General features: G+C 63.6%; 24 protein-coding genes. 13 read left to right on the forward strand and 11 right to left on the reverse strand.

All coding sequences use genetic code 11. From position 1 onward, the window contains the following. Positions 1 to 86: 86 nt before the first annotated feature. On the reverse strand, positions 87 to 449 hold the full coding sequence (locus tag ACIROW_RS16640; protein ID WP_402277485.1) for a 5-carboxymethyl-2-hydroxymuconate Delta-isomerase: 363 nt from the start codon (positions 447 to 449) through the stop codon (positions 87 to 89). A 31-nt stretch (positions 450 to 480) separates the two neighbouring features. Then, positions 481 to 1,659, reverse strand: coding sequence for a mandelate racemase/muconate lactonizing enzyme family protein (locus ACIROW_RS16645; protein WP_402277487.1), 1,179 nt, complete (start codon positions 1,657 to 1,659; stop codon positions 481 to 483). Positions 1,660 to 1,819: 160 nt separating this feature from the next. Here ACIROW_RS16645 and ACIROW_RS16650 point away from each other — a divergent pair, with 160 nt between their 5' ends. Both ACIROW_RS16650 and ACIROW_RS16655 read left to right on the forward strand, forming a co-directional pair. Beyond that, positions 1,820 to 2,566 carry a GntR family transcriptional regulator gene (locus ACIROW_RS16650; RefSeq protein ID WP_402277489.1) on the forward strand — a complete coding sequence of 249 codons (747 nt, stop codon included), beginning with the start codon at positions 1,820 to 1,822 and terminating at the stop codon, positions 2,564 to 2,566. Further along, a complete protein-coding gene (locus tag ACIROW_RS16655; protein ID WP_402277491.1) occupies positions 2,563 to 3,474 on the forward strand; it encodes a cupin-like domain-containing protein in 912 nt (303 codons plus the stop codon). The genes ACIROW_RS16650 and ACIROW_RS16655 overlap by 4 nt, the downstream gene beginning before the upstream one ends. Before the next feature lie 6 nt (positions 3,475 to 3,480). Here the strand turns inward: ACIROW_RS16655 and ACIROW_RS16660 are convergent, their stop codons facing one another. The 3 genes from ACIROW_RS16660 to ACIROW_RS16670 all read right to left on the reverse strand — a co-directional run bounded on the left by ACIROW_RS16660 (position 3,481) and on the right by ACIROW_RS16670 (position 7,064). Further along, the gene (locus ACIROW_RS16660; protein ID WP_402277493.1) at positions 3,481 to 4,902 is read right to left on the reverse strand and encodes a surface lipoprotein assembly modifier; all 1,422 of its coding nucleotides are present in this window, start codon (positions 4,900 to 4,902) and stop codon (positions 3,481 to 3,483) included. Position 4,903: 1 nt separating this feature from the next. Next, entirely contained in the window at positions 4,904 to 5,860 is a 957-nt protein-coding gene (locus ACIROW_RS16665; protein ID WP_402277495.1) for a hypothetical protein, read from the reverse strand. 574 nt (positions 5,861 to 6,434) lie between these two features. Beyond that, positions 6,435 to 7,064, reverse strand: a complete 630-nt coding sequence (locus ACIROW_RS16670; RefSeq protein WP_402277497.1) for a response regulator — start codon at positions 7,062 to 7,064, stop codon at positions 6,435 to 6,437. Between the two features lie 112 nt (positions 7,065 to 7,176). Here ACIROW_RS16670 and ACIROW_RS16675 point away from each other — a divergent pair, with 112 nt between their 5' ends. After that, on the forward strand, positions 7,177 to 8,964 hold the full coding sequence (locus ACIROW_RS16675; protein ID WP_402277499.1) for an ATP-binding protein: 1,788 nt from the start codon (positions 7,177 to 7,179) through the stop codon (positions 8,962 to 8,964). A 9-nt stretch (positions 8,965 to 8,973) separates the two neighbouring features. On the opposite strand, the gene ACIROW_RS16680 is transcribed toward ACIROW_RS16675, so the two are convergent. Both ACIROW_RS16680 and ACIROW_RS16685 read right to left on the reverse strand, forming a co-directional pair. After that, on the reverse strand, positions 8,974 to 9,306 hold the full coding sequence (locus tag ACIROW_RS16680; protein WP_402277501.1) for a putative quinol monooxygenase: 333 nt from the start codon (positions 9,304 to 9,306) through the stop codon (positions 8,974 to 8,976). Beyond that, positions 9,303 to 9,983 carry a type 1 glutamine amidotransferase domain-containing protein gene (locus tag ACIROW_RS16685; RefSeq protein ID WP_402277503.1) on the reverse strand — a complete coding sequence of 227 codons (681 nt, stop codon included), beginning with the start codon at positions 9,981 to 9,983 and terminating at the stop codon, positions 9,303 to 9,305. Before ACIROW_RS16685 ends, ACIROW_RS16680 begins: the two co-directional genes overlap by 4 nt. Before the next feature lie 122 nt (positions 9,984 to 10,105). Here ACIROW_RS16685 and ACIROW_RS16690 point away from each other — a divergent pair, with 122 nt between their 5' ends. After that, positions 10,106 to 11,008, forward strand: a complete 903-nt coding sequence (locus tag ACIROW_RS16690) for a LysR family transcriptional regulator (protein WP_402277505.1) — start codon at positions 10,106 to 10,108, stop codon at positions 11,006 to 11,008. A gap of 17 nt (positions 11,009 to 11,025) precedes the next feature. Here ACIROW_RS16690 and ACIROW_RS16695 read toward each other — a convergent pair whose 3' ends face one another. Next, the gene (locus ACIROW_RS16695; RefSeq protein ID WP_402277507.1) at positions 11,026 to 11,901 is read right to left on the reverse strand and encodes an AraC family transcriptional regulator; all 876 of its coding nucleotides are present in this window, start codon (positions 11,899 to 11,901) and stop codon (positions 11,026 to 11,028) included. Between the two features lie 138 nt (positions 11,902 to 12,039). On the opposite strand from ACIROW_RS16695, the gene ACIROW_RS16700 reads away from it, so the two are divergent. The 3 genes from ACIROW_RS16700 (at position 12,040) to ACIROW_RS16710 (ending at position 13,769) form a co-directional block, all read left to right on the forward strand. Continuing rightward, positions 12,040 to 12,792 carry a hypothetical protein gene (locus ACIROW_RS16700; RefSeq protein ID WP_402277509.1) on the forward strand — a complete coding sequence of 251 codons (753 nt, stop codon included), beginning with the start codon at positions 12,040 to 12,042 and terminating at the stop codon, positions 12,790 to 12,792. A 75-nt stretch (positions 12,793 to 12,867) separates the two neighbouring features. Continuing rightward, positions 12,868 to 13,413, forward strand: a complete 546-nt coding sequence (locus ACIROW_RS16705) for a carboxymuconolactone decarboxylase family protein (RefSeq protein ID WP_402277511.1) — start codon at positions 12,868 to 12,870, stop codon at positions 13,411 to 13,413. A gap of 92 nt (positions 13,414 to 13,505) precedes the next feature. Beyond that, positions 13,506 to 13,769 (forward strand): DUF2024 family protein, encoded by a 264-nt coding sequence (locus tag ACIROW_RS16710; protein WP_402277513.1) that lies wholly within the window; start codon positions 13,506 to 13,508, stop codon positions 13,767 to 13,769. A 16-nt stretch (positions 13,770 to 13,785) separates the two neighbouring features. Here the strand turns inward: ACIROW_RS16710 and ACIROW_RS16715 are convergent, their stop codons facing one another. Together ACIROW_RS16715 and ACIROW_RS16720 are read right to left on the reverse strand one after the other, a co-directional pair. Continuing rightward, complete coding sequence (locus ACIROW_RS16715; protein WP_402277515.1) at positions 13,786 to 15,057, reverse strand: HD-GYP domain-containing protein; 1,272 nt, start codon at positions 15,055 to 15,057, stop codon at positions 13,786 to 13,788. A 155-nt stretch (positions 15,058 to 15,212) separates the two neighbouring features. Then, positions 15,213 to 15,821 carry an FMN-dependent NADH-azoreductase gene (locus ACIROW_RS16720; RefSeq protein ID WP_402277517.1) on the reverse strand — a complete coding sequence of 203 codons (609 nt, stop codon included), beginning with the start codon at positions 15,819 to 15,821 and terminating at the stop codon, positions 15,213 to 15,215. A 218-nt stretch (positions 15,822 to 16,039) separates the two neighbouring features. On the opposite strand from ACIROW_RS16720, the gene ACIROW_RS16725 reads away from it, so the two are divergent. The 4 genes from ACIROW_RS16725 to ACIROW_RS16740 all read left to right on the forward strand — a co-directional run bounded on the left by ACIROW_RS16725 (position 16,040) and on the right by ACIROW_RS16740 (position 20,539). Continuing rightward, positions 16,040 to 17,473: a PLP-dependent aminotransferase family protein gene (locus tag ACIROW_RS16725; RefSeq protein WP_402277519.1), complete on the forward strand. Its 1,434-nt coding sequence runs from the start codon at positions 16,040 to 16,042 to the stop codon at positions 17,471 to 17,473. A gap of 124 nt (positions 17,474 to 17,597) precedes the next feature. Beyond that, entirely contained in the window at positions 17,598 to 18,053 is a 456-nt protein-coding gene (locus ACIROW_RS16730; protein ID WP_402277521.1) for a carboxymuconolactone decarboxylase family protein, read from the forward strand. A gap of 59 nt (positions 18,054 to 18,112) precedes the next feature. Beyond that, positions 18,113 to 18,433, forward strand: a complete 321-nt coding sequence (locus ACIROW_RS16735) for a DMT family transporter (protein WP_402277523.1) — start codon at positions 18,113 to 18,115, stop codon at positions 18,431 to 18,433. 180 nt (positions 18,434 to 18,613) lie between these two features. Further along, complete coding sequence (locus ACIROW_RS16740; RefSeq protein WP_402277525.1) at positions 18,614 to 20,539, forward strand: PAS domain S-box protein; 1,926 nt, start codon at positions 18,614 to 18,616, stop codon at positions 20,537 to 20,539. A gap of 10 nt (positions 20,540 to 20,549) precedes the next feature. On the opposite strand, the gene ACIROW_RS16745 is transcribed toward ACIROW_RS16740, so the two are convergent. Continuing rightward, positions 20,550 to 21,113 (reverse strand): hypothetical protein, encoded by a 564-nt coding sequence (locus tag ACIROW_RS16745; protein WP_402277526.1) that lies wholly within the window; start codon positions 21,111 to 21,113, stop codon positions 20,550 to 20,552. A 323-nt stretch (positions 21,114 to 21,436) separates the two neighbouring features. Here ACIROW_RS16745 and ACIROW_RS16750 point away from each other — a divergent pair, with 323 nt between their 5' ends. Further along, positions 21,437 to 21,832, forward strand: a complete 396-nt coding sequence (locus ACIROW_RS16750) for a hypothetical protein (RefSeq protein WP_402277527.1) — start codon at positions 21,437 to 21,439, stop codon at positions 21,830 to 21,832. A 488-nt stretch (positions 21,833 to 22,320) separates the two neighbouring features. Then, positions 22,321 to 23,691, forward strand: coding sequence for an iron-containing redox enzyme family protein (locus ACIROW_RS16755; protein WP_402277528.1), 1,371 nt, complete (start codon positions 22,321 to 22,323; stop codon positions 23,689 to 23,691). The last annotated feature ends 1 nt before the right edge of the window (position 23,692 follow it).

Raw genomic sequence — 23,692 nt, forward strand, 5'->3', positions numbered from 1 at the left:
CCAGCGGTCTCGTGTCTGCTGTCGTCCGGAGCGGATTGCCGCCCTCCTTGACGATGACCTGCCGCTTTGTGGCAATGGACTAATTTCTAAAGTACTTCCTTGACGTAGGACTCGCGCTCCATCTCGACGACTTCGACGCTGAGCTGCACCGTCATGCCGGCCGGTCGTGCGCAGCGGGCGCGAATCACCTGCGCGATGCGCTCCGACAAGTCCGCGCGCATCGCCGGCGTGCGGCCGGGCAGCACGCGCAGTTGTGCGTAGACGAATCCGCGCAGGCCGGCCTCCGTTCCCACGCGCGTCGCATCGAGCGCGATCATGCGCGACTTCAGGTCCAGTTCTTTCTGGATGGAGCCGCTGCCGATGACGGCGGCGTTGAATTCCAGCAGTGTCTGTTCCAGATCGTCGGCGGCAAACAGGCCCGGCGTGTATTCAACGGTGAGATGCGGCATGGCGAACTCCTCTTATCTGCTATCTGCTGATCTATTGATCAAGCGGCGCGCCGTCGATGGTGCGGCGCATGGATACCGGACGATACAGCGGCGGGCGCTTGAATTCGACGTCATCGACCAGCTCGACGCCGATACCCGGCGCGTCCGGCACGGCAATGAAGCCGGCTTGCGGCACCGGATGGCTCTTGACCAGATCGGAGCCGAGCAGCTTCGCACCGGATTTGAGAACCAGGTTTTCAAAGCCGGTCGGGTATTCCTGAATGGCGAAGTTGGGCACGGCGGCGGCGACTTGCATGCAGGCCGCGAGACTGATCGGCGACAGCGGATTGTGCGGCGCGAGGTCGACGTTCTGGGCTTCGGCCAATGCCGCTATTTTCTTGGCGCCGGTGATGCCGCCGCAGACGCAGACCGAAGCGCGGGCGTAACGCACGCCGCCGCCGGCCAGCTGTTGCTGGAATTCGGCCGGCGTGCAGAAGCGTTCGCCGGTGGCGATCGGCACGCGGATCGCATTGCCCACCGTCGTCATCTGCGCATAGAACTCCGGACGCAAGGGATCTTCCAGCCACATCGGCGTCAGCGGCTCCAGCACCTGGCCGATGGCGATGGCTTCGGCCGGGCTGAGGCGGCGGTGCATTTCGATCAGCAGGTCGACGTCCGGGCCGACCGCTTCGCGGAAGGCCATCACGCGTTCCTTGGCGTCGCGCACCTTGCCGGCATGCGAGCGGAAATATTCCTGGCCTTCCGGTTCATCGAGGAAGGGATTGATATGACCGACGGCGGTGAAACCTTCTTCACGCAGGCGGCGGCATTCGGACAGGACTTCTTCCAGCGTCTCGGCGTAGACGTGGCCGTAGACGCGCAGCTTGTTGCGATAGGCGCCGCCCAGCAATTGCCAGACCGGCACCTGCAGGCGCTTGCCCAGCAAGTCCCACAGCGCGATATCGATCGCCGACACGGCCGCGTTGACGGCAGTGCCGCGGAAATGCGAGAAGCGCTGCATCACGTTCCAGTGCAGTTCGATCTGGTTGGCGTCCTGGCCGACCAGGTATTTGCCGAACTTTTCCAGCGCCGCCTTGGCTGCTTCGATGTGGCCCCAGGAGCCGGCTTCGCCATAGCCGGTCAGTCCAGCTTCGGTGCGGATGCGGGCATACAGGAACTGGCCTACGTGCAGGGCTTCGACGGAAGCAATGCGATGGATTTGCTGGGTCATGGCGATATCTCAACGAATGAAGGGAGGAAATATCGATGCCGGGCAATCCTGGCTCCGGCCCTGACGCAATGGCATCGACAGGAAGGACTATAGCGAGGGGGCAAGCGATGCGGAATCAAATTCTATAGTGTTACTTCTACATTCTCTATAGAATATAGAAATGAATCCCATCGACCTCAGCCCGGCTTTCGTCCGGCTCGCCCGCTATATCCACGACCGCATCATTGCCGGCGAATGGCTGCCCGGCCAGGTGTTGCCCGGCGAGGAAGCGCTGGCGCAGGACATGAAAGTCAGCGTCGGCACCGTGCGCAAGGCCTTCGACGTCCTCAGCGGCCAAGGCCTGGTGACGCGCCATCGCGGTCGCGGCACCTTTGTCACGCGCGCCACCAACGAGCGCGCGTTCACCAGTTTTTACCGCCTGACCGACCGCGCCGACGGCGTGCGCCGGCTGCCGCAGGACACGCTGCTGTTGCGCGAACGCGTGGCGGCCGACGCCGACGAGCGCGCGGCGCTGAAGCTGGACGCCGGTGAACTGGTGTATCGCCTGCGCCGCCTGCGCGTGCTGGACGGCGCGCCGCTGGTGCTGGAAACCATCAGCTTCCCGTTTGCGCGCGTGGGCAACAAGGAATGGGGCGCCGATGGCGCGCCCTTCCATCTGGTGTATTCCTTCCTGGAGCAGCAATGCGGCATCTCGGTCAGCCGCGTCGAAGACCGCCTGCGCGCCTGCCTGCTGCCTAAAAAAGTGGCAAAGGATTTCGGCTTGCCGGCCGGACATCCGGTGCTGCTGTCGCTGCGCACCGGCTACGATCTGCGCGGCGAACCGGTGGAGTTCCGCTCGTCGTGGATGGCGACCGACACGCACGACTACCTGAGCGAACTGCGCTGGACCGCAGCGACGGAAAAATGAAGCGGAAGACTGGCGACAAGTTGCCGCCGCGGCCGCAAACGCCCTTGTCGCCGCAAGACGCGCTCGCCCGCAAACAGGCGCGCGAGCAGAAGGATGCAGAGGTGCGCGGCGTCGCCTCGATCGCGGCAATGCGCGACGCCATCAAACAGGCGAGTCGCTCTCTGCCCGCCATTTCCGAAGTGCCGCGCGTGGCTGCACTCGACGCCGCCGCCTTCAACGCGCTGGCGGCAAAAGGCCTGCCCTTCATCATCACCGGTCTGGTCGGCAAGTGGCCGCTGTGCGCGCTGACGCCGCAAGACCTGCGCGCAGAATTCGGCGAGTTGCCGGTGCGTGCGCGCGTCGGCGATTACGTCAACACCGCGTTCGCCAGTGACCGCGCGATGCAGGACATGTCGCTGCGGGAATATCTTGATCTCACCGCCGGCACCGAGACAGATCCGGACTTGCCGCCCTACGTGGGCAACCTGGAAATGCGCCCGTTGAACCGGCTGTGCCACTGGCCGGCCTACTTCAAGAAGATGGGGCCGCCGCGCTTCTGGCTCGGGCCGGCGCGCACCGTGACGCCGCTGCATTGCGACTACGACGACAACATCTTTGCGCAGATTCGCGGCGTCAAACGCATCTTCCTGGCGCCGCCGCATCACGATGAATTCCTCTATCCGCGCGAAGCCAACGCCATCCTGTTCGGCTCGCCCTTCGATCCGGAAGCGCCGGACTTCGACCAGTTTCCGCTGGCGCGCCAGGCGGCGCTGACCGAATGCATCATGCAAGCCGGCGAGCTGCTGTACGTGCCGGCGGGCTGGTATCACCAGGTGCGCGCGCTGACGTTTTCACTGTCGGCCAATCGCTGGGCCCGGGCGCAACCGCTGGTGCTGCGCGACGAAGCTCCGACAGCAACGCATTTTTAACGTGCGTCAGAACTGCATCTGTACGCCCAGGTTGGCCATATTGCGGCGGAAATAGCCGTAGCCGATGTTGGAAGGATTATCGATGTGCGTGTACTGTGCGCGGATCACCATGTTGCGCCCGACATGGCGGCTGATGTCCCAAAGTGCGGAAAGCGAACTGGTGATCTGCCGATCGGCGCGCGGCTGGTCAAACAAGGCCATGGCCTGGTCATAGCGCACATCGGTGTAGCTGACATTCGCGCCAAGCAGCACGTCGGAACAGATGCGATATTGCAGGTAAGCGCTGGGACCTGACAGGCGGCGCGAATACACCGTTTCACGCGCTTGTTCGCGCTGCCACAGGTACTCGCCGCCGACCAGCAGAGCGGGCGTCAACTGTGCGATGGCGCCCACGCCGCCTTGCCAGGCATCGGCATCGCGGCTGCTGTCGGTATGAACGATGCGTTTGGCGTAGCCGCCGGTGGCGGTCAGCGAGACTGTATCGTTGAGCGCACGGGCGACGCGCCCGACCATGCCCGGCGAAGTCTCCTGCAAACGTCCGTCCAGGCGGGTGTAACGCACGTTGGGCTGCAAGCTCGCGGACCAGGCCTTGTCGCTGTAGATCAGCGCACTTGCCAGCGTGGTGCTGTCATTGTTGTAGTCCTGCCGATCAAAGTAGCCGGTGCCGGACCATGCCGCCTGGAACAGTAGCGAGAAGCGCTCGTCGAGCCGCACTGCATAGCTGCCGTTGAGCCCCAGCGCGGCGCCCGCAGACTTGCGCGGCATGGCGTCCTCCACCAGGTCGAAGGTGATCGGAATGCCGCCGAGGACGGCCGGCACACTGCGCGACACCGGACCGGCATTGGTGTTGTCATCCCAGGTCAGGCCCATGTACGCCTGCAACGCCCAGGGCTTGTCGCGTGAGCCGAGGCTGGCCGACACCGGATCATTGGGCCGCAGTTGCGCCGTCAATTGATCCAGCGTGACGCGCGCCTGGCCTTCGCTGGCGTCGGCCGCCTGACTGAGCAAGGACGCGGCGTCCACCCGTCGGCCGCCGGCCAGATACAGACCGGCCAGTTCGACCTTGGGCGCGGCGGCGGCAGGCGCCAGCGCGATCGCGCGGCGATAGTATTGCTCGGCCTGCTCGCGCTCCTGCGTGGCGCTGGAACAGCGTCCCAGCAGCAGCATGCGCTCGGCTTCGGTATCGTCCTGCGGCAGCGTGTTGACCAACAGCGCGCAGGCGAGGTCTGGACGTTTTTCGGCCAGGGCGCGACGCGCAAACGCCAGTTCCAGTGCGTTCTGTTCACGCAGCGCCGCCTGCTGTTCGCGGGGCTCGGCAGTGCCCTGTGCATGAGCCGGATTGCCTGCCGCGAAGCTCAGGCACAGCGCGACGCACAAGGCGCGCGACGTGGCGCGACGCCGGAACGGGGCGGAAGAGAATGAGTTCATGTCAGCGCTGCGCCTTGAAGGAACCGGATCCGGTCAGCGTGGCGCCGGCGTTCTGCATGGACCAGCTGCCCGCCAGCTGCTCAGCCGCCGGGCCATAAAAGCGCCCGTTCATCACGAAGCCCGTGACCGCCTGTCCCGCGTAGGTGCCGGACATGGCGCCGCCGACAAAACCGCCCATCAGCGTCAGCGTGAAGGACGTTCCTCCGAGGCCGTTGGCGAAGGTGATGGTGCCAGGCACCGACGGTGCGCCGCCCCTGATCGTCGCGAAATCGACCTGCGCCTGGAATGTACCGGTCACGCCTGCGCCCACGCTGGCGGAGCCGGTCACCGGGCCGGTGTATGTGGCCTGCATGGAAGTCGGAAAGCTTGCCAGCGGCGTGACCAGGTTGGCCGTGACGTAACTGAAGGCCTGCTGTTGTGCGGCAGTCACTGCACTCTGCTGCTGTTGCTGTTGCAGTGCGCTCTGTACGGCGCCACCGGCGTCGCTGCTGCTCGACACCGCTGCCCCCAGCGCCGCGGCGACGGCGGCGACACCTGTAGATATCCCCGCGATACCTGTTGCGGTGACGCCCGCGGACGGCATCGTGGCCTCGGGCGGAATTGAACCGGTCGGCGCCGGGCCGGTAACGGCGGTGCCGACGGCAGACGCAACGATTTGCGCCTGCGCATCGCGGTTACCCTGTCCGGAAGCCAGATGGATCGCGACGTCGCCGGTTGTCGTCAGTGCAGAGGAAGACTTGCCATTGCCGGGGTCAAGCAGTGCCAGTAACTGCTGCCTTGGCGGCGACACGATCTTGCCGTCGGGCGTGGCCGATGGCTGCGATTTCGCCTGCTGCTGTCCTGTCTTGGTCTGGAGCTCCTGCTTCGCTTGCTCTTCCTGTTTCATCTTTTGCTGCAGCAACTCCAGTTGCTCCTTGCGCCCCAGCGCCTGCTTGGACAGTTGCTGCTGCTCCTTCACCGCCTGTTCTTTGGCTGTCAGCTGCTGCTTTGTCTGCTGCTCCTGCTTTGTCTGCTGCTCCTGCTTTTGTCTGCTGCTCCTGCTTTGTCTGCTCTTGTTTCAACTGCTCTTGTTTCACCTGCTCTTGCCGCTTTATCTTTTGCTCCAGCTGCTGCAATTGTTCCTTGCGCTCCTGCTCCTGCTTCGTCAATTGCTGCTGTTCCTGCCTGGTCTGTTCCTGCTGCAGTTGCGGTTGCTGACCGGGATCAGCATTCTGAATGGTGGTGCGCTGCTGCTGAACCAGCAACATGACTGAGGCCAGATCCATTGCTTCGATGTTGACGCCCGACACCCCCGCCGGCAGTTGCGCCTGTGCGCCGGGCGCCAGCAGCATCAGCGGCAGACCGATCATTGCGGGAAGTCGATGTGCAACGCTGCGGCTACGCTGCAAACGGATACGCGATGGATGGTTGCCTGGCATGCTTACCCCCTGGATTGCCGGTGATCACGGCATTGTTTTCTGTGGGCATCATGCTAAGACCGGGTGGGCCGGCGGTAAATACTGCATCTGTAGTATTTGCCTCCACCACGGCTGCTAAGGCGGGGGGCGGAACAAGTTGCTGCGCAAGGCGTAGGCGGTGACTTCGGCGACGTTGTGCAGCGATAGTTTTCCCATGAGATTCTGGCGATGCTTGCGCACCGTCAACACCGAAAGATGGAGTCTGTCCGCGATGTCGCTGCTGGAAGCGCCATGGGCGATGAGGGCGAGGATTTCCTGTTCACGCGCGGTGATGGGCGCCGGCGCCGGCGACGACGGCAAATCATCCGCCATGCCGTTGAGACCCTTGCTGAGGTAGACGATGCCCGACAGCACCAGGGAAATCGCGTGCAACAATTCATCGGCGTTTTCATGCTTGAGCACGTAACCGTCGGCGCCAGCCTCGAAAGCCGCGCGCACCGAGGCCGGCCCGGGGCTGCCGGTGAGGATCAGCACGCGCACGGCCGGCGTGGATGTCTTGATGCGGCGGGTCAGCTCGAGGCCATGCAGGCCGGGCAGGTCGAGGTCGAGCAGCAGCAGGTCCGGTTGATGCTCGCGCAGCAGACGCTCGACGTCGCCGCCATCACCGGTATCGGCCACCACGCTCAGATTCGGCCGCGTCGAGATGAGCAATTTGAGACCGTCGCGAATGATCGCGTGGTCTTCGGCCAGCACTATGTTTTTCATTCCCGCGATCCCCTTGCAATGCAGCGTGCACCCCATCAGATCGCCGATATTACAGTAAACTGCATTGCAACCCGGCAAGCCTGCCGCCCTGAGCCAACGGCATCCAACGACAATGACGCGCCTGCTCCCCACCCAAGACCGGTCGGTGTATCTGGAACTGGTCAACACACTGTATCGCCAGTCGCCGCCGATTTTTCTCGGCAACGCTGCGGTTGCCGGCCTGACAATTTTCCTGCTGTGGAAGGAAGTGGCCCATGCCGCGTTGCTGGGCTGGGCGGCGGCCATTTATCTGCTCACCGCGCTGCGCATCGTGCTGGTGTGGCGCGATCGCCGCAGCCTGGGCACTGCGGCAGAGGCGTCTGCGTCGCGCCGCTGCTGGCGCTACGTGGCCTGGGCGGGTGTATCCGGCTGCCTGTGGGGCGCGATGGGACTGCTGTTTTTCTCTCCCGACAATACCATCGTGACCGTCTACATCTGCATCGTGCTGGCCGGCATGACCGGCGGTTCGGTGGCGTCGCTGTCGTCATTCTGGCCGGCCTATTACGTCTACGCCCTGCCGACGGTGCTGCCATTCGCCATGCGCTCGTTCGCGCATGGCACTCATCTGTTTTCGGTGCTTGGCGTGCTGTCGCTGTTCCTGCTGGGCGTCAACCTGGCGTATAGCCGGGTGATCCAGCGCACCGTGCGCGACGCCATTGCGCTGCGCTTCGAGAACAACGCCCTGATCCGCCAGCTCACCGAAGAGAAAGAACGCGCCGAGCAAGCCAACCGCAGCAAGTCGCAGTTCCTCGCCGCGGCCAGCCACGACCTGCGCCAGCCGGCGCACGCGCTCGGCCTGTATATCGCCACGCTGCGCACGGTGGCCCAGACGCCGCACATCGAACCCGGCATGGTCGACATGCTGGCCGGCCGATTGCAGTCGGCGCTCACCGGCATGTCGCAATTGCTCAATGTGCTGCTGGATATTTCGCGCCTCGATGCGGGCGTGATCCGCATCGAGAAACGCCGCTTCGGCCTGCAGGAAACCTTCACGCTGCTGTCCAACCAGTTCGCCCAGGCTGCCGCCGCCAAGGGACTGCTACTCAAGGTCAGGCCGACCACGGCCTGGCTCGACACCGATCCGGTCTTGCTGCACAACATCCTGGCCAACCTGCTTTCCAACGCCGTGCGCTATACCGAAAACGGCAAGATCCTGCTGGCCTGCCGGCGCAGGAGCAACGATATGCTGGAGATCTGCGTGATCGACACCGGCGTGGGCATCGCCGCCGATCAGTTCGGGCACATCTTCCACGAGTTCTATCAGGTCCAGAACATTGCCCGCGACCGCGAACAAGGTCTGGGACTGGGACTGGCGATCGTGCAGCGCACCGCCGAGCTGATCGATGCGCGCGTCGACCTGCGCTCTGCACCGGGAAAAGGGTCGTGCTTCTCGTTGCACCTGCGCAGCCTGCGCGACACCCGGCAGGCGGACATCCCGCCTGCTTTCGTGGCGCCGCTTGTTGTTGCCTCAACTGCGCCGGACGCCACCGTACTGGTCGTCGACGACGACAAGCAAGTGCTCGACAGCATGCAGATCCTGTTGCGCAGCTGGGGCTACAAGGTGCTCGCCGCGCGTTCGCTGGAGCGAGCGCTGGAGGCCCTGGACGCAGCGGACGACGACGCGCGCCGACCGGACCTGGTGATCAGCGACTTCCGCCTGGCCGCCGACGTCACCGGCATCGACGTCATCCACGCCGTCTTTCATGCCACGGGCCGCGAGGTCCCCGCCATCATCGTCACCGGCGACACCTCGCCGCAAGGCATCGCACTGGCCAGCGCCAGCGGCTATCAGGTGCTGCACAAGCCGCTGGATCCGCAACAACTGCGCGCAGCCATCTCGCAGTTGCTGATGGCGGACTGATCCCGCGCATCAACCGGCATCGCGCGCCTGCAACAACTGCACACGACGGTCGGTCAGCAAGGGCAGCACGCGTCCCACCACCAGCTCCTGATAATGCGCCGACGCCTTGTGCGCATCGAGTGCCGCCTGGTCCTGGTAACGCTCGACCAGCAAGATGCTGCGCGGCACGTCCACGCTCTGGTACACCTCGTAAGCCAGGCAACCCGGCTCGGCCAGCGACTTCGGACGCAGTTCGGCGATCAGCGCGAGCACGTCGCCGTGCGCTCCGCTGGCGGGTTGCCAGCGGGCCACCACCGTGATCGCGGAAGCTGCATTGTCCACTGCATTGATTGCGGCGCTCATTGCGATACTCCTTGCAACGCGTCAACCATCGCTTCGGCCAGCGCTCCGCCCGAGGCCGGATTCTGGCCGGTCAGCAGACGACCGTCGACCACCACGTGGGAGTGCCAGTCGTCGGCCGCCACGTACTCTGCGCCTTCGGCGCGCAATGCATCCTCGAGCAGGAACGGCACGTCGGCCTGGGCGTAGCCGGCTTCTTCATGGTTGGAGAAGGAAGTCAGCTTGCGCCCGCGCACCAGCGGCGTGCCGTCTTCCAGCGTGACGCCGAGGAAGGCGGCCGGACCGTGGCAGACCGCGGCGACGATCTTGCCGGCGTTCCAGGCGCGGGCGATCACGCGCTTGACTTCCGGATCGGTGGCGATGTCGCCCATCGGGCCGAGGCCGCCGGGGAAGAAGATCGCGTCGTAGTCCAGCACGTCGACTTCGGACAACTTGCGGCTGTGCGCCATGCGGCGGATGGCGGCGCTGTTGCGGAACGCCAGCTGGGCCGGATCGTTGGCGTCGTAGCCGTCTTCCGGCGGCGTACCGCCCAGCAGCGAGGCGTATTCGACGGCGATGCCGGCGTGATTGAAGACTTCGTACGGATGGGCGACTTCCGGGAAAAAGTAACCGGTAGCACGCTTGTTCGGACCGATCTCGGCTGTGTTTGTCAAAATAAACAGTACATGTTGAACGCTCATGGCAATCTCCTTGTTCCAAAAAACCGAGACATTTCGGTTGAGAAGAACGATATCAAGGAGAACAGGCGTCCGGTAGCACCGCCAATGATGACGCAGTGTCAAACAATATAATACAATCAGGCATGGATAACCCCTCCCCCATCCTCGATGAACTGCGCGCCATGGCGATCTTTGCGACCGTCGTGCGCAGCGGCAATTTCGCCGCCGGCGCGCGTGCTCTGGGCTTGACCCGCGCCGTCGTCAGCCACCATATCCGCGCACTGGAAGCCAAACTCGGCGTGCCGCTGGCCCTGCGCAGTACGCGCAGTTTCAGTCTGACGCCGGCCGGGGAAGCCTTCCGCGTGCATTGCGAGCGCCTGCTCGACGAAGCCCACGACGGCATCCGCGGCATGGAGCTGCTGCGCGCCGAGCCGCGCGGCGAAGTGCGCATCACCTGCTCGCATCACTTCGGCAACAAACGCATCCTGCCGGCCTTGCTGGCGTTCCGCCGACGTTATCCGGCCATCCGCCTGCAGGTGGCGATGAACGACGCCAACGTCGATCTGGCAAATCAGGGCATCGAACTGGCGGTGCGCGCCGGACCGCTGGCCGACTCGTCGCTGGTGGCGCGCCGCCTGGTGCGCGAGCCGACCATGCTGTGCGCGGCGCCGGCCTACCTGCGCCGTCATCGTGCGCCGGCGTCGGTAGCCGAACTGGAGCAGCATCGCTGGGTGATCTATCCGCCGGGGCAGAAGGCGCTGACCGTGCGTGCCGGCGGCGAAAGCATCGAAGTCGCCGTGCAAGGCGACCTGGTGACCGACAGCGCCACCTCGCGGCTGGCCTTCGTGCTCGCCGGCGAAGGCATTGCGCGGCTGCCGGCGTACGACGCCGGCGCGCTGCTGGCGTCAGGGGAACTGGTGCAGGTGCTGCCGGAAGTCGAAACCGCGCCGCTGGAAATCTTCCTGGTCCACTCGCAGCGGGTCGGACCGAGCGCGCGCTTGCTGCGCGACTTCCTGCTGGAGACGGCGCGCGATAATACCTGGTGAACGCCCTCTACCCTGCTCTATTTCTCTTCGGCCTGCCGTTGCGCCAGCCACTCGCGCGGCGACATCCCCATACGTTGCGTGAACACGCGCGATAAGGCCGAGGCGTTGGCGTAGCCGAGTTCGGGTGCGATCAACTTCACTGCGCATCCATTGCGCAACTGCTTCCTCGCCAGCGTCATGCGCCAGTCGGTCAGGTAGTCAGCCGGCGCCACTCCCACCACCTGCTTGAAACGACTGGCGAACGCGCTGCGCGACATGCTCGCCTGCTCGGCCAGGGATTCCAGCGACCACGGCAAATGCGGACTGTCGTGCATGGCGGTCAAGGCGCGCGCCAGCCGCGGATCGGCCAGGCCGGACACCAGTCCGATCGACACGCCGCCTTCCTGCCCGTGATCGAGCAGCCAACGCAACAACTGCAACAACACCACTTCGAACAGCCGGTCGGCGATCAGGCGATGCCCGCAGCGCACCTGGTCGGCTTCCTGGAACAGCAAATCCAGTACCCCCGCCAACGCCGGCACGCTCACCAGCGGCAACACGATCAGCGGCGGCAAGGCGCGCACCAGCGGATGACCGGCGCCGCCTTCGAAGTGCACCGACGCGCAGGTGAAATCAGCGCCGTCGCGCGGCGCATTGTGGAAGCGATGCGTCAGCGGCTGCGGATAGAAAAACAGGGTCGGCTCGGTCGCTTCAATCCGGCGCACCACCCCGGCGCCCTGGCTGTGCGTAACCACCATCTCACCCTGCCGCAGCACATGGAAAAAGCCCCGGCCCGGTTGCGCATCAAAAGTGCTGACGCCGCACAGCGCGCCGGTATGGAACAGCCGCGCGGAGACCGGGAACTGCTCCAGCAGCGAAGAAAGCCGATCCAGCGGCGGTGTTGTGTCAGCCATGATATTGGACGAATAGATATGTTGTAACGACGATTTGATACCAATTGTAGCGCCGGCGGCTGCAAACTTCTTCCTGTGCTCACTTCGGTGAGCCAACAAACACCCAATCCGGATCAACCCATTTACCGAGACATTCCCATGACATTGCATCCAAGCTTCCGGCACATCACGATAGCGCTGGTTTGCACCGGCCTGTGCCAACTGGCCGCGGCGCACGGCACCGGCCACGGCGATCACAGTGACCATAGCGGCGGCATCCAGAGCGCTGCCGCCACCAAAGTGAAAGCGCCATTCGACATCGTCCATACGCGCATCACCACCGAAGGCAACATCGCCACGTTCCACATCGCGGTATCCGGCAAAGCCGGCGCCAGCAAGCCGGGCAAGACCGGCAAGCTGGCCGGCAGCAAAGTGTTTTCCTATGTCTGGCCGACCACCATGGATCCGTCCGTGGTCGGCTTCGAGGCCAAGAGCGGCATCCTCGCCTTCGCCGTCACCAGCCATCCCGATTTCAACGACACCCCCTTGTTCGCGGGCAGCGGCGGCGACTGGCATTCGCACTGGGTGGTGCTGCAACCCGATGACGCCTGCGGCAAGGGCGCGCTGAAGGTCGTGGATATTCCTGAAGGCGCCAAACCCAAGCTGCCCAAGACCTGGCCCGGCCTGCCCCTGCTGATCGACAGCCCGGGCTGGAATCCGGTCTTCAAGGGCAATACGCTGGAAGTCAAAGTGCCCTTCGACGACATCGGCGTGGTGAAAAACGCCGCCTTCGACGGCGTCGCCGCCGGCCTGCGTGTCAATGCCAGCGTTCATAGCCCTTTGCTGTGCGTGGCCGACGTCTTCAAGGTCGCCTCCGGCAATTTGTCCCTGCCGGGCAAAGTCGATCAGTGATGCAGTAGCGCAGTAACGCAATCACCCCTGGCGAGCACATCGCCGCCTCTTCATTTTTTAACATAGGAAAACACCATGTCCCGCGTACCACTCATCAATCCCGCCGACACCACCGCCAATCGCCAGTCACTGCTGACGCAGATCAACAAGGCCTTCGGCGCCACACCCAACATGTTCAAGGCGGTGGCGAATTCTCCCGCTGCGCTCAAGAGCATGTGGGGCGCGTTCGGCGCGCTCGGTTCGGGCGTGCTCGGCGCCAGACTGGGCGAGCAGATCGCCGTCGCCATCGCCGAGCGCAATCGCTGCGAATACTGCCTGGCTGCGCATACGGTGCTCGGCAAAGGCGCCGGCGTCAGCGCGGCGCAGATGTCGGCCGCGCAAGCCGGCCAATCCGACGATCCGAAAACCGCGGCGGCGCTGACGTTTGCCTTGAAGGTCGTCGGCAATCGCGGCCAGTTGGCCGACGGTGATGTGACGGCCTTGCGCGCCGCCGGTTTCGACGATGAACACATCGTCGAAATCCTCGCCCACGTGGCGCTGAACATCTTCACCAACTACGTCAACGTGGCGTTCGACGTGCCGGTGGACTTCCCGAAAGTAGCGCTGAACCCGGCGGCCTGATGTCATGCCGTTTCGAGCCGGCGTCAAGGAGCAAGCTCAAGGCCCGGCGTCGGAACGGCAGTCTTCAATGGAAAAGAAAAGGATGGAAAGCGATGCAGATTTCAGTCTATGACACCTACGTGCAACGCCCGGACGGACGGCGCATGCATTTCGATATCCTGGTGCCGGCCGATGTCAAGGATCAGGAAACCGTGCTGCAATACGGCCGCACCTACCTGGCGGCGAAAGGATTGCAACCGACGCATCTGACGGTGGAGAAATGCAACTATTGCCACATGGAGTCGGCCACGGCGCTGGTGGAGCAAGAGGTTGCGGCGCGCGGCTTCGCGATCCTCGAAATGGAAAACTGCGCCTGACCCGGGCCCGGCTGGCTTATCGCGGTTGCAGCGGGGTCGGTTGCATCCACAGCTTGTTGAGGCCGTTGTACTTCAGCCATTCCTCGCCGCCACGCTGGAGAATGCTGTCGGTCGCCGCCGGGTCGGACAGGTCGATGACTTCCGAGTCGACGATGTCGCCGTTGCTGTCGTAGCGGAACGCCTTCACCACCGGTTTGGTCAGTCCGGCCGCACTCTGGCGAATCACCAGCCCGAGGCGGCCGGATTCCATTTTCAGCAGCGAGCCGATCGGATAGATGCCCAGCGTCTTGACGAAGGCCGACAGCAGGGTCTTGTCGAAATGGCCGCTCCAGGACGACATGGCCGTCAGCGACTCGGCCGGATCCCAGCCCTTCTTGTACGGACGGTCGGAAGTCACGGCATCGTAGACGTCGCAAATCGCCGCCATGCGCGAGAGCAGCGAAATGCCGGCGCCGCTGAGGCCGTCGGGATAGCCGGTGCCGTTGATTTTTTCGTGGTGGTGCAGGCACACCTCGATGGCGTATTGCGGGATGTTGGAATTCTTGATCAGGTGGTTGTAGCCGAGCACCGGGTGGCGCCGCACGATGTCGATTTCGGCCGGGGTCAGGCCGCCCGGCTTGTGCAGGATAGGCACCGGGATGAAGGCCTTGCCGACGTCATGCAGCAAGCCCGCCAGGCCGGCTTCCTTGCAGGCGGCTTCATCCATGCCGATGGTGCGGCCCAGCGCCACCATCAGCGTGCAGACCGCCACCGAATGCATGTAGGTGTAATCGTCGGCCAGCTTGAGCCGCACGATGCTGGTCATGGCGGCGGCGTTGCGCAGAATGGACGCCGTCACCTGGTCGACCAGGTCCATGCAGCGGTCCATGTCGATGACGCGGCCCATGCGGATGTCGGCGAACATGGCCTTGGTGGTGTCCTTGGCGGTCTCGCACAAGCGTTGCGCCTGCTCCAGCTCTTCGAAGAAAGGATCGGCGCCGACCATGGCCGGCAGTTCGTCGCGCAAACCCGGCGCGGTTTCAACAACTGCGGATTCCGCTACGGATTCCGGTGCAGATTCCGCCTCGACTTCTTCCGCTTCCGGCTCTGCCACGGTGACGTCCTTGCCCTGTTCAACGTCGATCCAGCAATACGTAATGCCGCTGGCGCGCGCCTGTTGCAAATGGGCAGTATCTTTCAGCAGGAAGCGATTTTTCCAGAATGGATGGTCCAGCCATGCGGCTTCGAAGCCGCAAAAATACATTCCCAATTCGAGTTCGTCGACTTTGATCTTTTTCAAAAGGCTCATGTTTCTGCAATCTGCTCAGGCTAGGGCGAATGACGGTGCTGTTTAGCGTTGTTTATCTCTCCGGCCCAAATAGTATTGCAAACATGTAAAACGTGACTCTTTTTTTTGCCTCTTGTTAAAAATGAAATAGTTATCGGAGCAAGATCAACACAGGATCAGGCGAAGTGAGTCCGCAGCGCCAAGTCCGCTTCCGCCCTGGCCTGCGCCAGCGCATTCGGGCCGAAAGCCGTCCCCTGCACCGAGAAAAAGCGCAGGTCGTGCAGGCCGATCGAGGCCAGGATGGTCTTCAGGTAAGTCGTCAGAAAGTCAGGCTGGCGCGCGCGTTCGCCGGCGTACACGCCGCCCGACGCCACGGCGATGTACACCGGCCGGTCGCGCAGCGTGCCGATCTTGCCCTGCGGCGTGACGTCAAAGGTGCGGCGGATGCGCACCACATGGTCGATCCATGCCTTCAATGCTGACGGCACCGTCAGGTTATGCATCGGCGTGCTGATGAGCACGACGTCGGCTTGCTCCAGCTCGCGGATCAGTTGCTCCGAGCGGGAGATCGAACCCTCCGCGGAAAAACCCGACGGTTCCTGCGCCGCACCGAGCACGGCCGCATAGTTGCCGTCGACATGCGCCACCTCGCCCTCGGCGGCGTTGCGGTGGACTACCGTCAGCGCCGGCGTGCGGCCCTGCAGGAAGCCGATGATTTTCTGCGAGAGCCGGTAGCTCTCGGATTCTTGCCCGCGCGGGCTGCAGCTGAGATGCAATATGTTCATGGTCGATCCATTCGAGGTTTGTGAGGTTGGAGAGCTTCCAAGCCGGAAGTAATTGGAAGTAACTGCGTTCATTTTAAAAAACCCATGCCCCATCTCCAAGATCCATGAATCTGCATTCTGATTGATCCATGATGACTCGAATCCACCTTGCCTGTACCCCCGACCGGTAGCATCATGGCATTATCATTTTTCAACATCTGCATAACTGTTGCCAGACCATGTCCTCCGCCAAAAGCAAGCCCGCCCACCCCGTCAATCCTCTTGCGCCCCTGGATCCGCAGGCGGCCGCACCGTATTACCGCCAGATCTACGACCGCTTCCGCAGCGCCATCGCCGCCGGCGTGCTCAAGCCGGGCGACCGCATTCCATCGGCGCGCGCGCTGACCCAGGAGTTGGGGCTGGCGCGCGGCACCATCGAGGCGGCCTATTCGCTGCTGGCGGCGGAAGGCTATATCCAGGCGCGCGGCCAGGCCGGCACCATCGTCACGCCCGATCTCAAACCACGCCTGGCCGGCGCTGAACTGCCTGCGCCGAAGCAGGCGCTGGTCAGCAGCTTCCGGCCTGACTCCATCCTGCCGTTCCAGATGGGACTGCCGGCGCTGGACGCCTTCCCGCGCAAGATCTGGGCGCGACTGGGAGCGCGCTGCGTGCGCGCCATGCAGGCCGCCGACATGGCGCATCCGTCGGTCTACGGCTTGCCGGCGCTGCGTGCCGAGATCGCCTCTTACCTGCAACTGTCGCGCGGCATCAATTGCTCGCCAGCGCAGGTGTTCGTCACGGCGGGCTACCGCCACACGATGGAATTGATCGGTCACGCTTTGTTCAACACCGGCGACCGCATCTGGGTCGAAGATCCCGGCTACCCGCCGACGCGCGAACTGCTCACGCACATGGGCATGAGCGCCGTGCCGGTGCCGGTCGACGAAGACGGCATGCAGGTCGCACACGGCATCTCGGCCGCGCCCAGGGCGCGCGCTGCAGTGGTCACGCCGGCGCACCAGAGTCCGTTGTGCGTCGCACTGTCGCTGCCGCGGCGGCTGGCGCTGCTGGAATGGGCGGCGCGCAACGACAGCTGGATCGTCGAGGACGATTACGACGGCGAATACCGCTACGTCAGCCGTCCGCTGCCGGCGCTCAAGAGCCTCGACCGCGACGGCCGTGTGCTGTATGCGGGAACCTTCAGCAAGGTCCTGTTCCCGAGCATGCGACTGGCCTATCTGGTGGTGCCGGAGTCGCAGGTCGAACGCTTCGCCGGAGTCAGCCAGGTGTTCGCTGCGGGGATTCCGGCGCTGACGCAGGAGATCGTCACCGCCTTCATCGCCGAGGGGCATTTCGCCCGCCACATCCAACGCATGCGCAAGCTTTACGCCGAACGCCGCGACGCCGTCCGCAGCGGCCTTGAGCGCGTGCTCGGCAAGCACATCCGCATTGAATCACCGCCCGGCGGCATGCACCTGATCCTGCGCCTGCGCGGCCGCGTGTCGGACCGCAAGCTGGTGGCGCGCATGCGTGAGGACGGCCTGTACGCCGAAGCGCTGACTGACTGGACCACCGACGGCGCGCGCGTGCCGGCGCTGCTGGTCAATTTCACCAACGTCGCTTCCGAAGCCGCCGCCGAGGCGCTGGGACGGCGCATCCTGGCGCTGCTGTAAGAGGTGATCCGCACGCCCGCACGCTAAATCATGGTCCATAAACCAAGTCCATTTATGGATCTTCCGGACTAGGCCAAGCCGGCGCACCATGGAGTCTCTTCAATGACAAACACAAGGACTCATCATGAACAAGCGCATCGACTACGCCAACGCCTCGCCTGACACCTACAAGGCCTTCGGCGGCGTCTACTCCTCCCTGCTCAAAGGCAGCCTGCCCAAGGCGCTGATCGACCTGGTCTATCTGCGCGTGTCGCAGATCAACGGCTGCGCCTTCTGCATCGACATGCATACCCGCGACCTGCTCAAGTCCGGCCTGGCCATCGACAAGCTGGTGCTGGTGCCGGTCTGGCATGAAGGCGGCGCCTTGTTCAGCGCCCGCGAACGCGCCGCGCTGGCCTGGGCCGAAAGCGTGACCCGCGTGGCCGACACCGGCGTGCCAGACGCCCACTATGCCGCCGCTGCGGCCGAATTCAACGACAAGGAACTGGCCGACCTCACCTACGCAATCGGCCTGATGAATGCCTTCAATCGTTTCGGTGTTGCGTTCCGTCCAGCGCCTGCTGCGGCTGTTTCCGCTTAAGTCATTTTTCACCCTCGCGCCCGGCCGCACGGCCCGGCGCATCACCACGGACATATCCCATGGCATGGCTATTCTTGAGCATTGCAGGCGTACTTGAAATCGGTTTCGCCTTCGGCATGAAGGCCTCGCTCGGCTTCACCCGCCTGATTCCTTCGCTGCTGACGGTGGCGACCGGCCTGTCCAGCGTCGTCCTGCTGTCGCTGTCCCTGCGTACGCTGCCGGTCGGCACCGGTTATGCAGTGTGGACCGGGATCGGCGCGGCCGGCACGGCGATCCTCGGCATGGCGCTGCTGGGCGACTCGACGGCGCCGTTGCGCCTGCTGTGCATCGCGCTGATTCTGGCGGGCGTGATCGGGCTCAAGCTGGTGAGCGCCAGCTGAGCTGGCGCCCGGGCACGGTCCTTGTTGCCGGGAGTCCTACACGGCGTGGAGGTTGAAAGACTGCGCCGCTCCCGGCATACTGCACCATACCCTCTGTCAGCCGACGTCGGCGAGCATGCATGCAGCGCCGTTGCGACCGGCCATGCGGCGGAGGTTCAGGATGCCAGACAAGGAACACCGATGCTCAGCAGTCAACCCGCCCACCTGGCGCTCACCGATGCGCAGCGCTTCCAGCTGATCATTTCGGCCATCCGTGACTACGCCATCTGCATGCTCGACCCGCAGGGCAAGGTCACCAGCTGGAACAAAGGCGCGCAGCAATTCACCGGCTACTCCAGCGAAGATATCCTCGGTTCGCATTTCTCGGTTTTTTATACCCTGGAAGAACGCGCCGCCGGCCTGCCGCAACAAGCGCTCGACACCGCCCTGCGCGACGGCAAGTTCGAAGACGAGGGCTGGCGCCTGCGCAAGGACGGCGCGACGTACTGGGCCAGTTGCATCATCGATCCGATCGTCGCCGACAACGGCGAGCTGCTCGGCTTCGCCAAGATCATGCGCGACATCACCGAACACAAGCTGGCGGCGCAGACGCTGCAAGCCAGTGAGCAGCAATTCCGCCTGCTGGTGCAGGGCGTCACCGACTACGCCATCTACATGCTGTCGCCGGAAGGCAAGGTCACCAACTGGAACGCCGGCGCCCAGCGCATCAAGGGCTATGCGGCGGAAGAAGTCATCGGCACGCATTTCTCCAACTTCTACACCGAGACCGACCGCAACGACGGCCTGCCCGAGCGCGCCCTGATGACGGCCGCCGAACACGGCCGCTACGAGCAGGAAGGATTGCGCGTACGCAAGGACGGTTCAACCTTCTGGGCGCACGTGATCGTCGACGCCATCCGCAGCGAACTGGGCGACCTGATCGGCTTCGCCAAGGTCACGCGCGACGTCACGGAACGGCGCGAAACCGCCCAGGCCCTGGCGCGCGCCAATGCGGCGCTGTTCCAGTCGCAAAAGATGGAAGCGCTGGGCCAACTCACCGGCGGCGTGGCGCATGACTTCAATAATCTGTTGGCGGTGGCGTCGAGCGGCCTGCAATTGCTGGCGGTGCAGTTTCCCGAGCTGGACAGTTCCCGCTCGATGGAAAGCATCCGCCGGGCGCTGTCGCGCGGCGCGATCCTGACCCAGCAGCTGCTGTCGTTCGCGCGGCAACAACCACTGCAGCCGGAGACACATGAAGTCAACACGCTCATCGCCGATTTCGAATCGGTGTTGCGCCGTGCGGGCAATTCGTCGATCCAGTTCGACATCCGCAAGAGCCCGGCGCCGGTCATGGTGAAGTTGGACGCCACGCGCTTCGAGACCGCCTTGCTGAATCTGGTGGTCAATGCGACGCAGGCCATGCCGGACGGCGGCAAGGTCACCATCGCCACCGAGAAAGTCACGCTGCGGGACAAAGCCGTGGGCGCGCTGCCTGGCGGTGTCTATGCCAAGATCAGCGTGGCCGACACCGGCAGCGGCATGACGCCCGAGGTGCAGGCGCGCGTGTTCGAGCCATTCTTCACCACCAAGGCTTCCGGCCAGGGCACCGGCCTGGGCCTGAGCCAGGTCTACGGTTTCATCTCGCAATCGGGCGGCGAGGTGACGCTCTCCAGCGAAGTCGGCTGCGGTTCCTGCTTCACGATTTATGTCCCTGTCGATGTCGAGGCCGACGCCACGAATGTACAGAGCACCGACCACAAGCAGCACGCGGAGACCGTGCTGATCGTCGACGACCAGATCGACCTGCTCGACATCACGGCCGAGCTGTTCCGCACCATGGGATATGAAGCTCTCACCGCCACCAACGGCGCCGAGGCTTTGGAAGTATTGGAGCGGATGCCGCAGATCGACATCCTGTTCACTGATGTGATCATGCCCAACAGCATCAGCGGCATCGAGCTGGCGCAACTGACTCGCCAGCGCCACCCATCGACCAAGATCATCCTCGCCTCGGGCCATCCGTTCCCGGCACTGACCTCCAACCAGCAATTGGGCACTGAATTCGCATTCCTCAACAAACCCTATCAGCTGTCCGATCTGGCCAAAATCCTGCGCAGCAAGGATTGACCACTGCCCGTCAGTAAGTCAGCGTCACGACCTGCGTCCGCGGTGTGGACAGTGCGGGCGGCGCCGACTCGGGCGTCACGGCGACCTCCGCCTCCGGTTTATCCAATTGCACGATCTGCACCGAACGGACCGGCGCGACGCCTTCACTGCAACTGCTATCAGCATCGCTACCGCGCGCGGGAAAGCGAATGATGCAACGCGTCAGCACTATCGCCGACACCGCCATGCTGCCGGTCGCCGTGGCTGCCGACAACGCCCCCGCGATCAGCAAGGCGCACGCCGCCAGTGCGGCGACGGTCAGGATCTTGATGGCTTTGCGCAGGGTGTTACGGCGGTGATGCAGACGCGCCGCCCCGGCGCCCAGGTCGCCCTGCTCGGCACGCCACCATGCCTCATCGGGGGTAATGGCTTCATCGCAGGCGCGCTTGCACAGGAACAGGAATTCGTCGCAGCCGCGCAACTCCTTCTCGACGCGGTTTTCCACCAGGTAAAGACGCAGTACGAAAATGGCCGCCGCCGCGATCAGGACGAATCCCGCCAGACAAGCTCCCAGCCACGGGAAATAAACTGTCACTTCATGAATCAATTCCGATTCTCCAAACGCTGATGATGGCGCGTTAGTGCCGACCTGATCATGGGGGCGCCGATGACAACATCGTAGCGATCCTTGAGCGCGCGCCCTATAGGAGAATTTCTTATTGTTGACGGGCAAGCAATCGCATTTCCCGCCTTCCCGGTGAGCAATCCGCTGACAGCGGCGGGTATGTCGACCCACAACGGGATGGGCATTGCGCCGATAGAAACAACCCCGGCTTGCAGGCAAGATGGTTTCTCGCCAACGGATCTACGGTCAAGTCCGCCGGCGTCTTCCAACGACCGGATCACGAGGAGAATTACATGTCCAATCAACAAAACGACAGCAAGCAGCAACAACCCGGCCAGGCTCAGCAAAATCAATCCCAAAAGGATCAGGCCCAGCAAGATCAGCAAAACCAGCAACGCGGCCAACAAGCCGGCCAAGGTCAGAATGCAGGACAGCAACAAGCCGGCAGCGACAAGGGCTCGCGCAATCAGCAGGACCAGAACAACGCCAGCTCCGGTCGTCAGCAAGGCAGCGCCGACAATTCCGGCAACTCCAGCATCACGCAGGGTGGCGGACGTTCGCACGAACAGGCCAACCAGCCGCAGAACAAGCAGCAAGACCAGCAGGGTTCGCGCCAGGGCCAGCAAGCCGGTTCCAGCGACCAGAACAAGCAGCAAGGCAACAATCAGGGCGGCTCCAAGCAAAGCTGATGCCTTGAGTCAAGAATAGTCTTTTGGGTTCAGGCCGCCTTCGGGGCGGCCTTTTTTATGGCAAAAAAGGGAAACCTCGGAACACGGTTTGCTTTTCTTTTATATGCCGAACCAATACACGCGCAGCAACCACACCGCGCCGATGCCGATCAGTGCGACCAGCGTGGCGGCAATCGTCACCGGTGCCTTCGAGTGATGTCGGATATCCATGATGCTCTCCTGATGTTTGATGTTGTATGGTGATTGGGGGACGCCGAGGATGCCTTGCCTCGCATGAGGCGACGTCCATGTGTTCACGATAGACGCTGTATCTTCCGGCGTCAGTCGGCGCACCGCTGTTATTGCAGTAAGACCATGGCGTCGGGAGGATGCTCGGATGACGCTGCTATCAGGTCTCGTCCGACTTCAAACTGCGTGATCGGCCTATTACCTTGAACGGCGCACTGCGCGAAGATGAAACCTGTCCCCTTTTTGTATCCAGAGGCACCATGGCTTCCACCGCAACAAATTTTCTCGCCCGTACCGCACCTGCGCAAAACGAAGCGACGCACGCATCCAGCTCGGTTCTCTACCGTGCCTTGTCCATCCCCAAACCATCTCGAATGGCGCGCGAAGACGGCGCCCGCTATCTGCAGGCGCAACTGGAACTGGCGCGCGACTTGCCCTGCGACATGCCGGATTCGCCCGACGATTTGCAGGCATGGGTAAGCGAACGTGTTGCGCACGTCGGCGAGCAATACGCGGCTTATCTGTCGGCACGCAAGGACGGCGCGCCGCGCCGTTACTTCCCGACGCGCTCGCATGCACTCAATTTCATCCGTGCAGTGGCGCCTACCAAGCTGGTGGACGGCTCCTGGCTGTACGGCACGCTGGCGTACTGGGAAGACCCGGACTTCCGTCCGCTAATCCTGACCTATCTGGAAGAACTCGGAGACGGCGATCCGGCCATGAATCACGTCACGCTCTACAAGAAGCTGCTGGCCGCGCACGACTGCGATGACTGGCAGGATCTGTCCGACGAGCATTTCGTGCAAGGCGCGATCCAGCTGGCGCTCGGTTATCAGACCGAACGATTCCTGCCCGAGGTAATCGGCTACAACCTTGGCTACGAGCAACTGCCCCTGCATTTGCTGATCAGCGCCTATGAACTCAACGAGCTTGGCATCGACCCGTATTACTTCACGCTGCATGTGACCATCGACAATGCATCCACCGGCCACGCCCACAAGGCAGCGCAGGCGGTGGCGGACATCGCCGCGCGGCAGGACGACCCCGCCGCGTTTTACCGGCGCGTGCGCGACGGCTATCGTCTCAACGATCTGGGCATGAGCACCAATGCGGTGATTGCCGGCTTCGATCCCGAGCGTGCGCTGGTCGCCGTATTGCAGGACAAGGCCACGGTCGGTCGCAACATGCATTCGGACTATTGCCGCTTCGCCGGCAAGACGGTCAATGAATGGCTGGATAATCCGGAAGACGCCGGCCGCTTCCTGTACGAACTGGAACGCGCCGGCTGGATCAAGCGCGGCAGCGATCCTGAGGAGAGCCGCTTCTGGCGACTCATCAACGGCGCGGGGGCGGAGATGTTCGGCGTCTTCAGTCCACGCGAAGAGCAACTGTTGCGCGACTGGATCACGCGCGCCGATGGCAACAGCCACGGCATGACTCACCGTGCAGCTGCACGGGTGCGGGCGACGCGCGAGGCTGTGAACGGTCGCACCGGCATGCGTCTTGTCGGCACAGACCATGCAACCAGCAACGATCCGACAACGCTGATCACTGCGCTGTCTCCCGGCGCGCATCACTCGGCGCAAGGACTGCAGGCGACGCGCATGTTCAGCGTCGCACTGCGCGGCTGAT

This window comes from Herbaspirillum sp. NPDC101397 (genome assembly GCF_044767325.1).
In the GTDB taxonomy this organism is placed as follows: domain Bacteria; phylum Pseudomonadota; class Gammaproteobacteria; order Burkholderiales; family Burkholderiaceae_D; genus Herbaspirillum.

Excerpts from the sequence above, each read along its gene's own strand:
- ACIROW_RS16755 (WP_402277528.1), top strand. The coding sequence starts at position 22,321 with ATGGCTTCCACCGCAACAAATTTTCTCGCCCGTACCGCACCTGCGCAA.
- ACIROW_RS16690 (WP_402277505.1), top strand. The coding sequence starts at position 10,106 with ATGGATAACCCCTCCCCCATCCTCGATGAACTGCGCGCCATGGCGATC.
- ACIROW_RS16640 (WP_402277485.1), bottom strand. The coding sequence starts at position 449 with ATGCCGCATCTCACCGTTGAATACACGCCGGGCCTGTTTGCCGCCGAC.
- ACIROW_RS16645 (WP_402277487.1), bottom strand. The coding sequence starts at position 1,659 with ATGACCCAGCAAATCCATCGCATTGCTTCCGTCGAAGCCCTGCACGTA.
- ACIROW_RS16740 (WP_402277525.1), top strand. The coding sequence starts at position 18,614 with ATGCTCAGCAGTCAACCCGCCCACCTGGCGCTCACCGATGCGCAGCGC.
- ACIROW_RS16705 (WP_402277511.1), top strand. The coding sequence starts at position 12,868 with ATGTCCCGCGTACCACTCATCAATCCCGCCGACACCACCGCCAATCGC.
- ACIROW_RS16750 (WP_402277527.1), top strand. The coding sequence starts at position 21,437 with ATGTCCAATCAACAAAACGACAGCAAGCAGCAACAACCCGGCCAGGCT.
- ACIROW_RS16660 (WP_402277493.1), bottom strand. The coding sequence starts at position 4,902 with ATGAACTCATTCTCTTCCGCCCCGTTCCGGCGTCGCGCCACGTCGCGC.
- ACIROW_RS16715 (WP_402277515.1), bottom strand. The coding sequence starts at position 15,057 with ATGAGCCTTTTGAAAAAGATCAAAGTCGACGAACTCGAATTGGGAATG.
- ACIROW_RS16670 (WP_402277497.1), bottom strand. The coding sequence starts at position 7,064 with ATGAAAAACATAGTGCTGGCCGAAGACCACGCGATCATTCGCGACGGT.
- ACIROW_RS16735 (WP_402277523.1), top strand. The coding sequence starts at position 18,113 with ATGGCATGGCTATTCTTGAGCATTGCAGGCGTACTTGAAATCGGTTTC.
- ACIROW_RS16650 (WP_402277489.1), top strand. The coding sequence starts at position 1,820 with ATGAATCCCATCGACCTCAGCCCGGCTTTCGTCCGGCTCGCCCGCTAT.
- ACIROW_RS16720 (WP_402277517.1), bottom strand. The coding sequence starts at position 15,821 with ATGAACATATTGCATCTCAGCTGCAGCCCGCGCGGGCAAGAATCCGAG.
- ACIROW_RS16675 (WP_402277499.1), top strand. The coding sequence starts at position 7,177 with ATGACGCGCCTGCTCCCCACCCAAGACCGGTCGGTGTATCTGGAACTG.
- ACIROW_RS16695 (WP_402277507.1), bottom strand. The coding sequence starts at position 11,901 with ATGGCTGACACAACACCGCCGCTGGATCGGCTTTCTTCGCTGCTGGAG.
- ACIROW_RS16730 (WP_402277521.1), top strand. The coding sequence starts at position 17,598 with ATGAACAAGCGCATCGACTACGCCAACGCCTCGCCTGACACCTACAAG.
- ACIROW_RS16725 (WP_402277519.1), top strand. The coding sequence starts at position 16,040 with ATGTCCTCCGCCAAAAGCAAGCCCGCCCACCCCGTCAATCCTCTTGCG.
- ACIROW_RS16700 (WP_402277509.1), top strand. The coding sequence starts at position 12,040 with ATGACATTGCATCCAAGCTTCCGGCACATCACGATAGCGCTGGTTTGC.
- ACIROW_RS16655 (WP_402277491.1), top strand. The coding sequence starts at position 2,563 with ATGAAGCGGAAGACTGGCGACAAGTTGCCGCCGCGGCCGCAAACGCCC.
- ACIROW_RS16710 (WP_402277513.1), top strand. The coding sequence starts at position 13,506 with ATGCAGATTTCAGTCTATGACACCTACGTGCAACGCCCGGACGGACGG.
- ACIROW_RS16680 (WP_402277501.1), bottom strand. The coding sequence starts at position 9,306 with ATGAGCGCCGCAATCAATGCAGTGGACAATGCAGCTTCCGCGATCACG.
- ACIROW_RS16685 (WP_402277503.1), bottom strand. The coding sequence starts at position 9,983 with ATGAGCGTTCAACATGTACTGTTTATTTTGACAAACACAGCCGAGATC.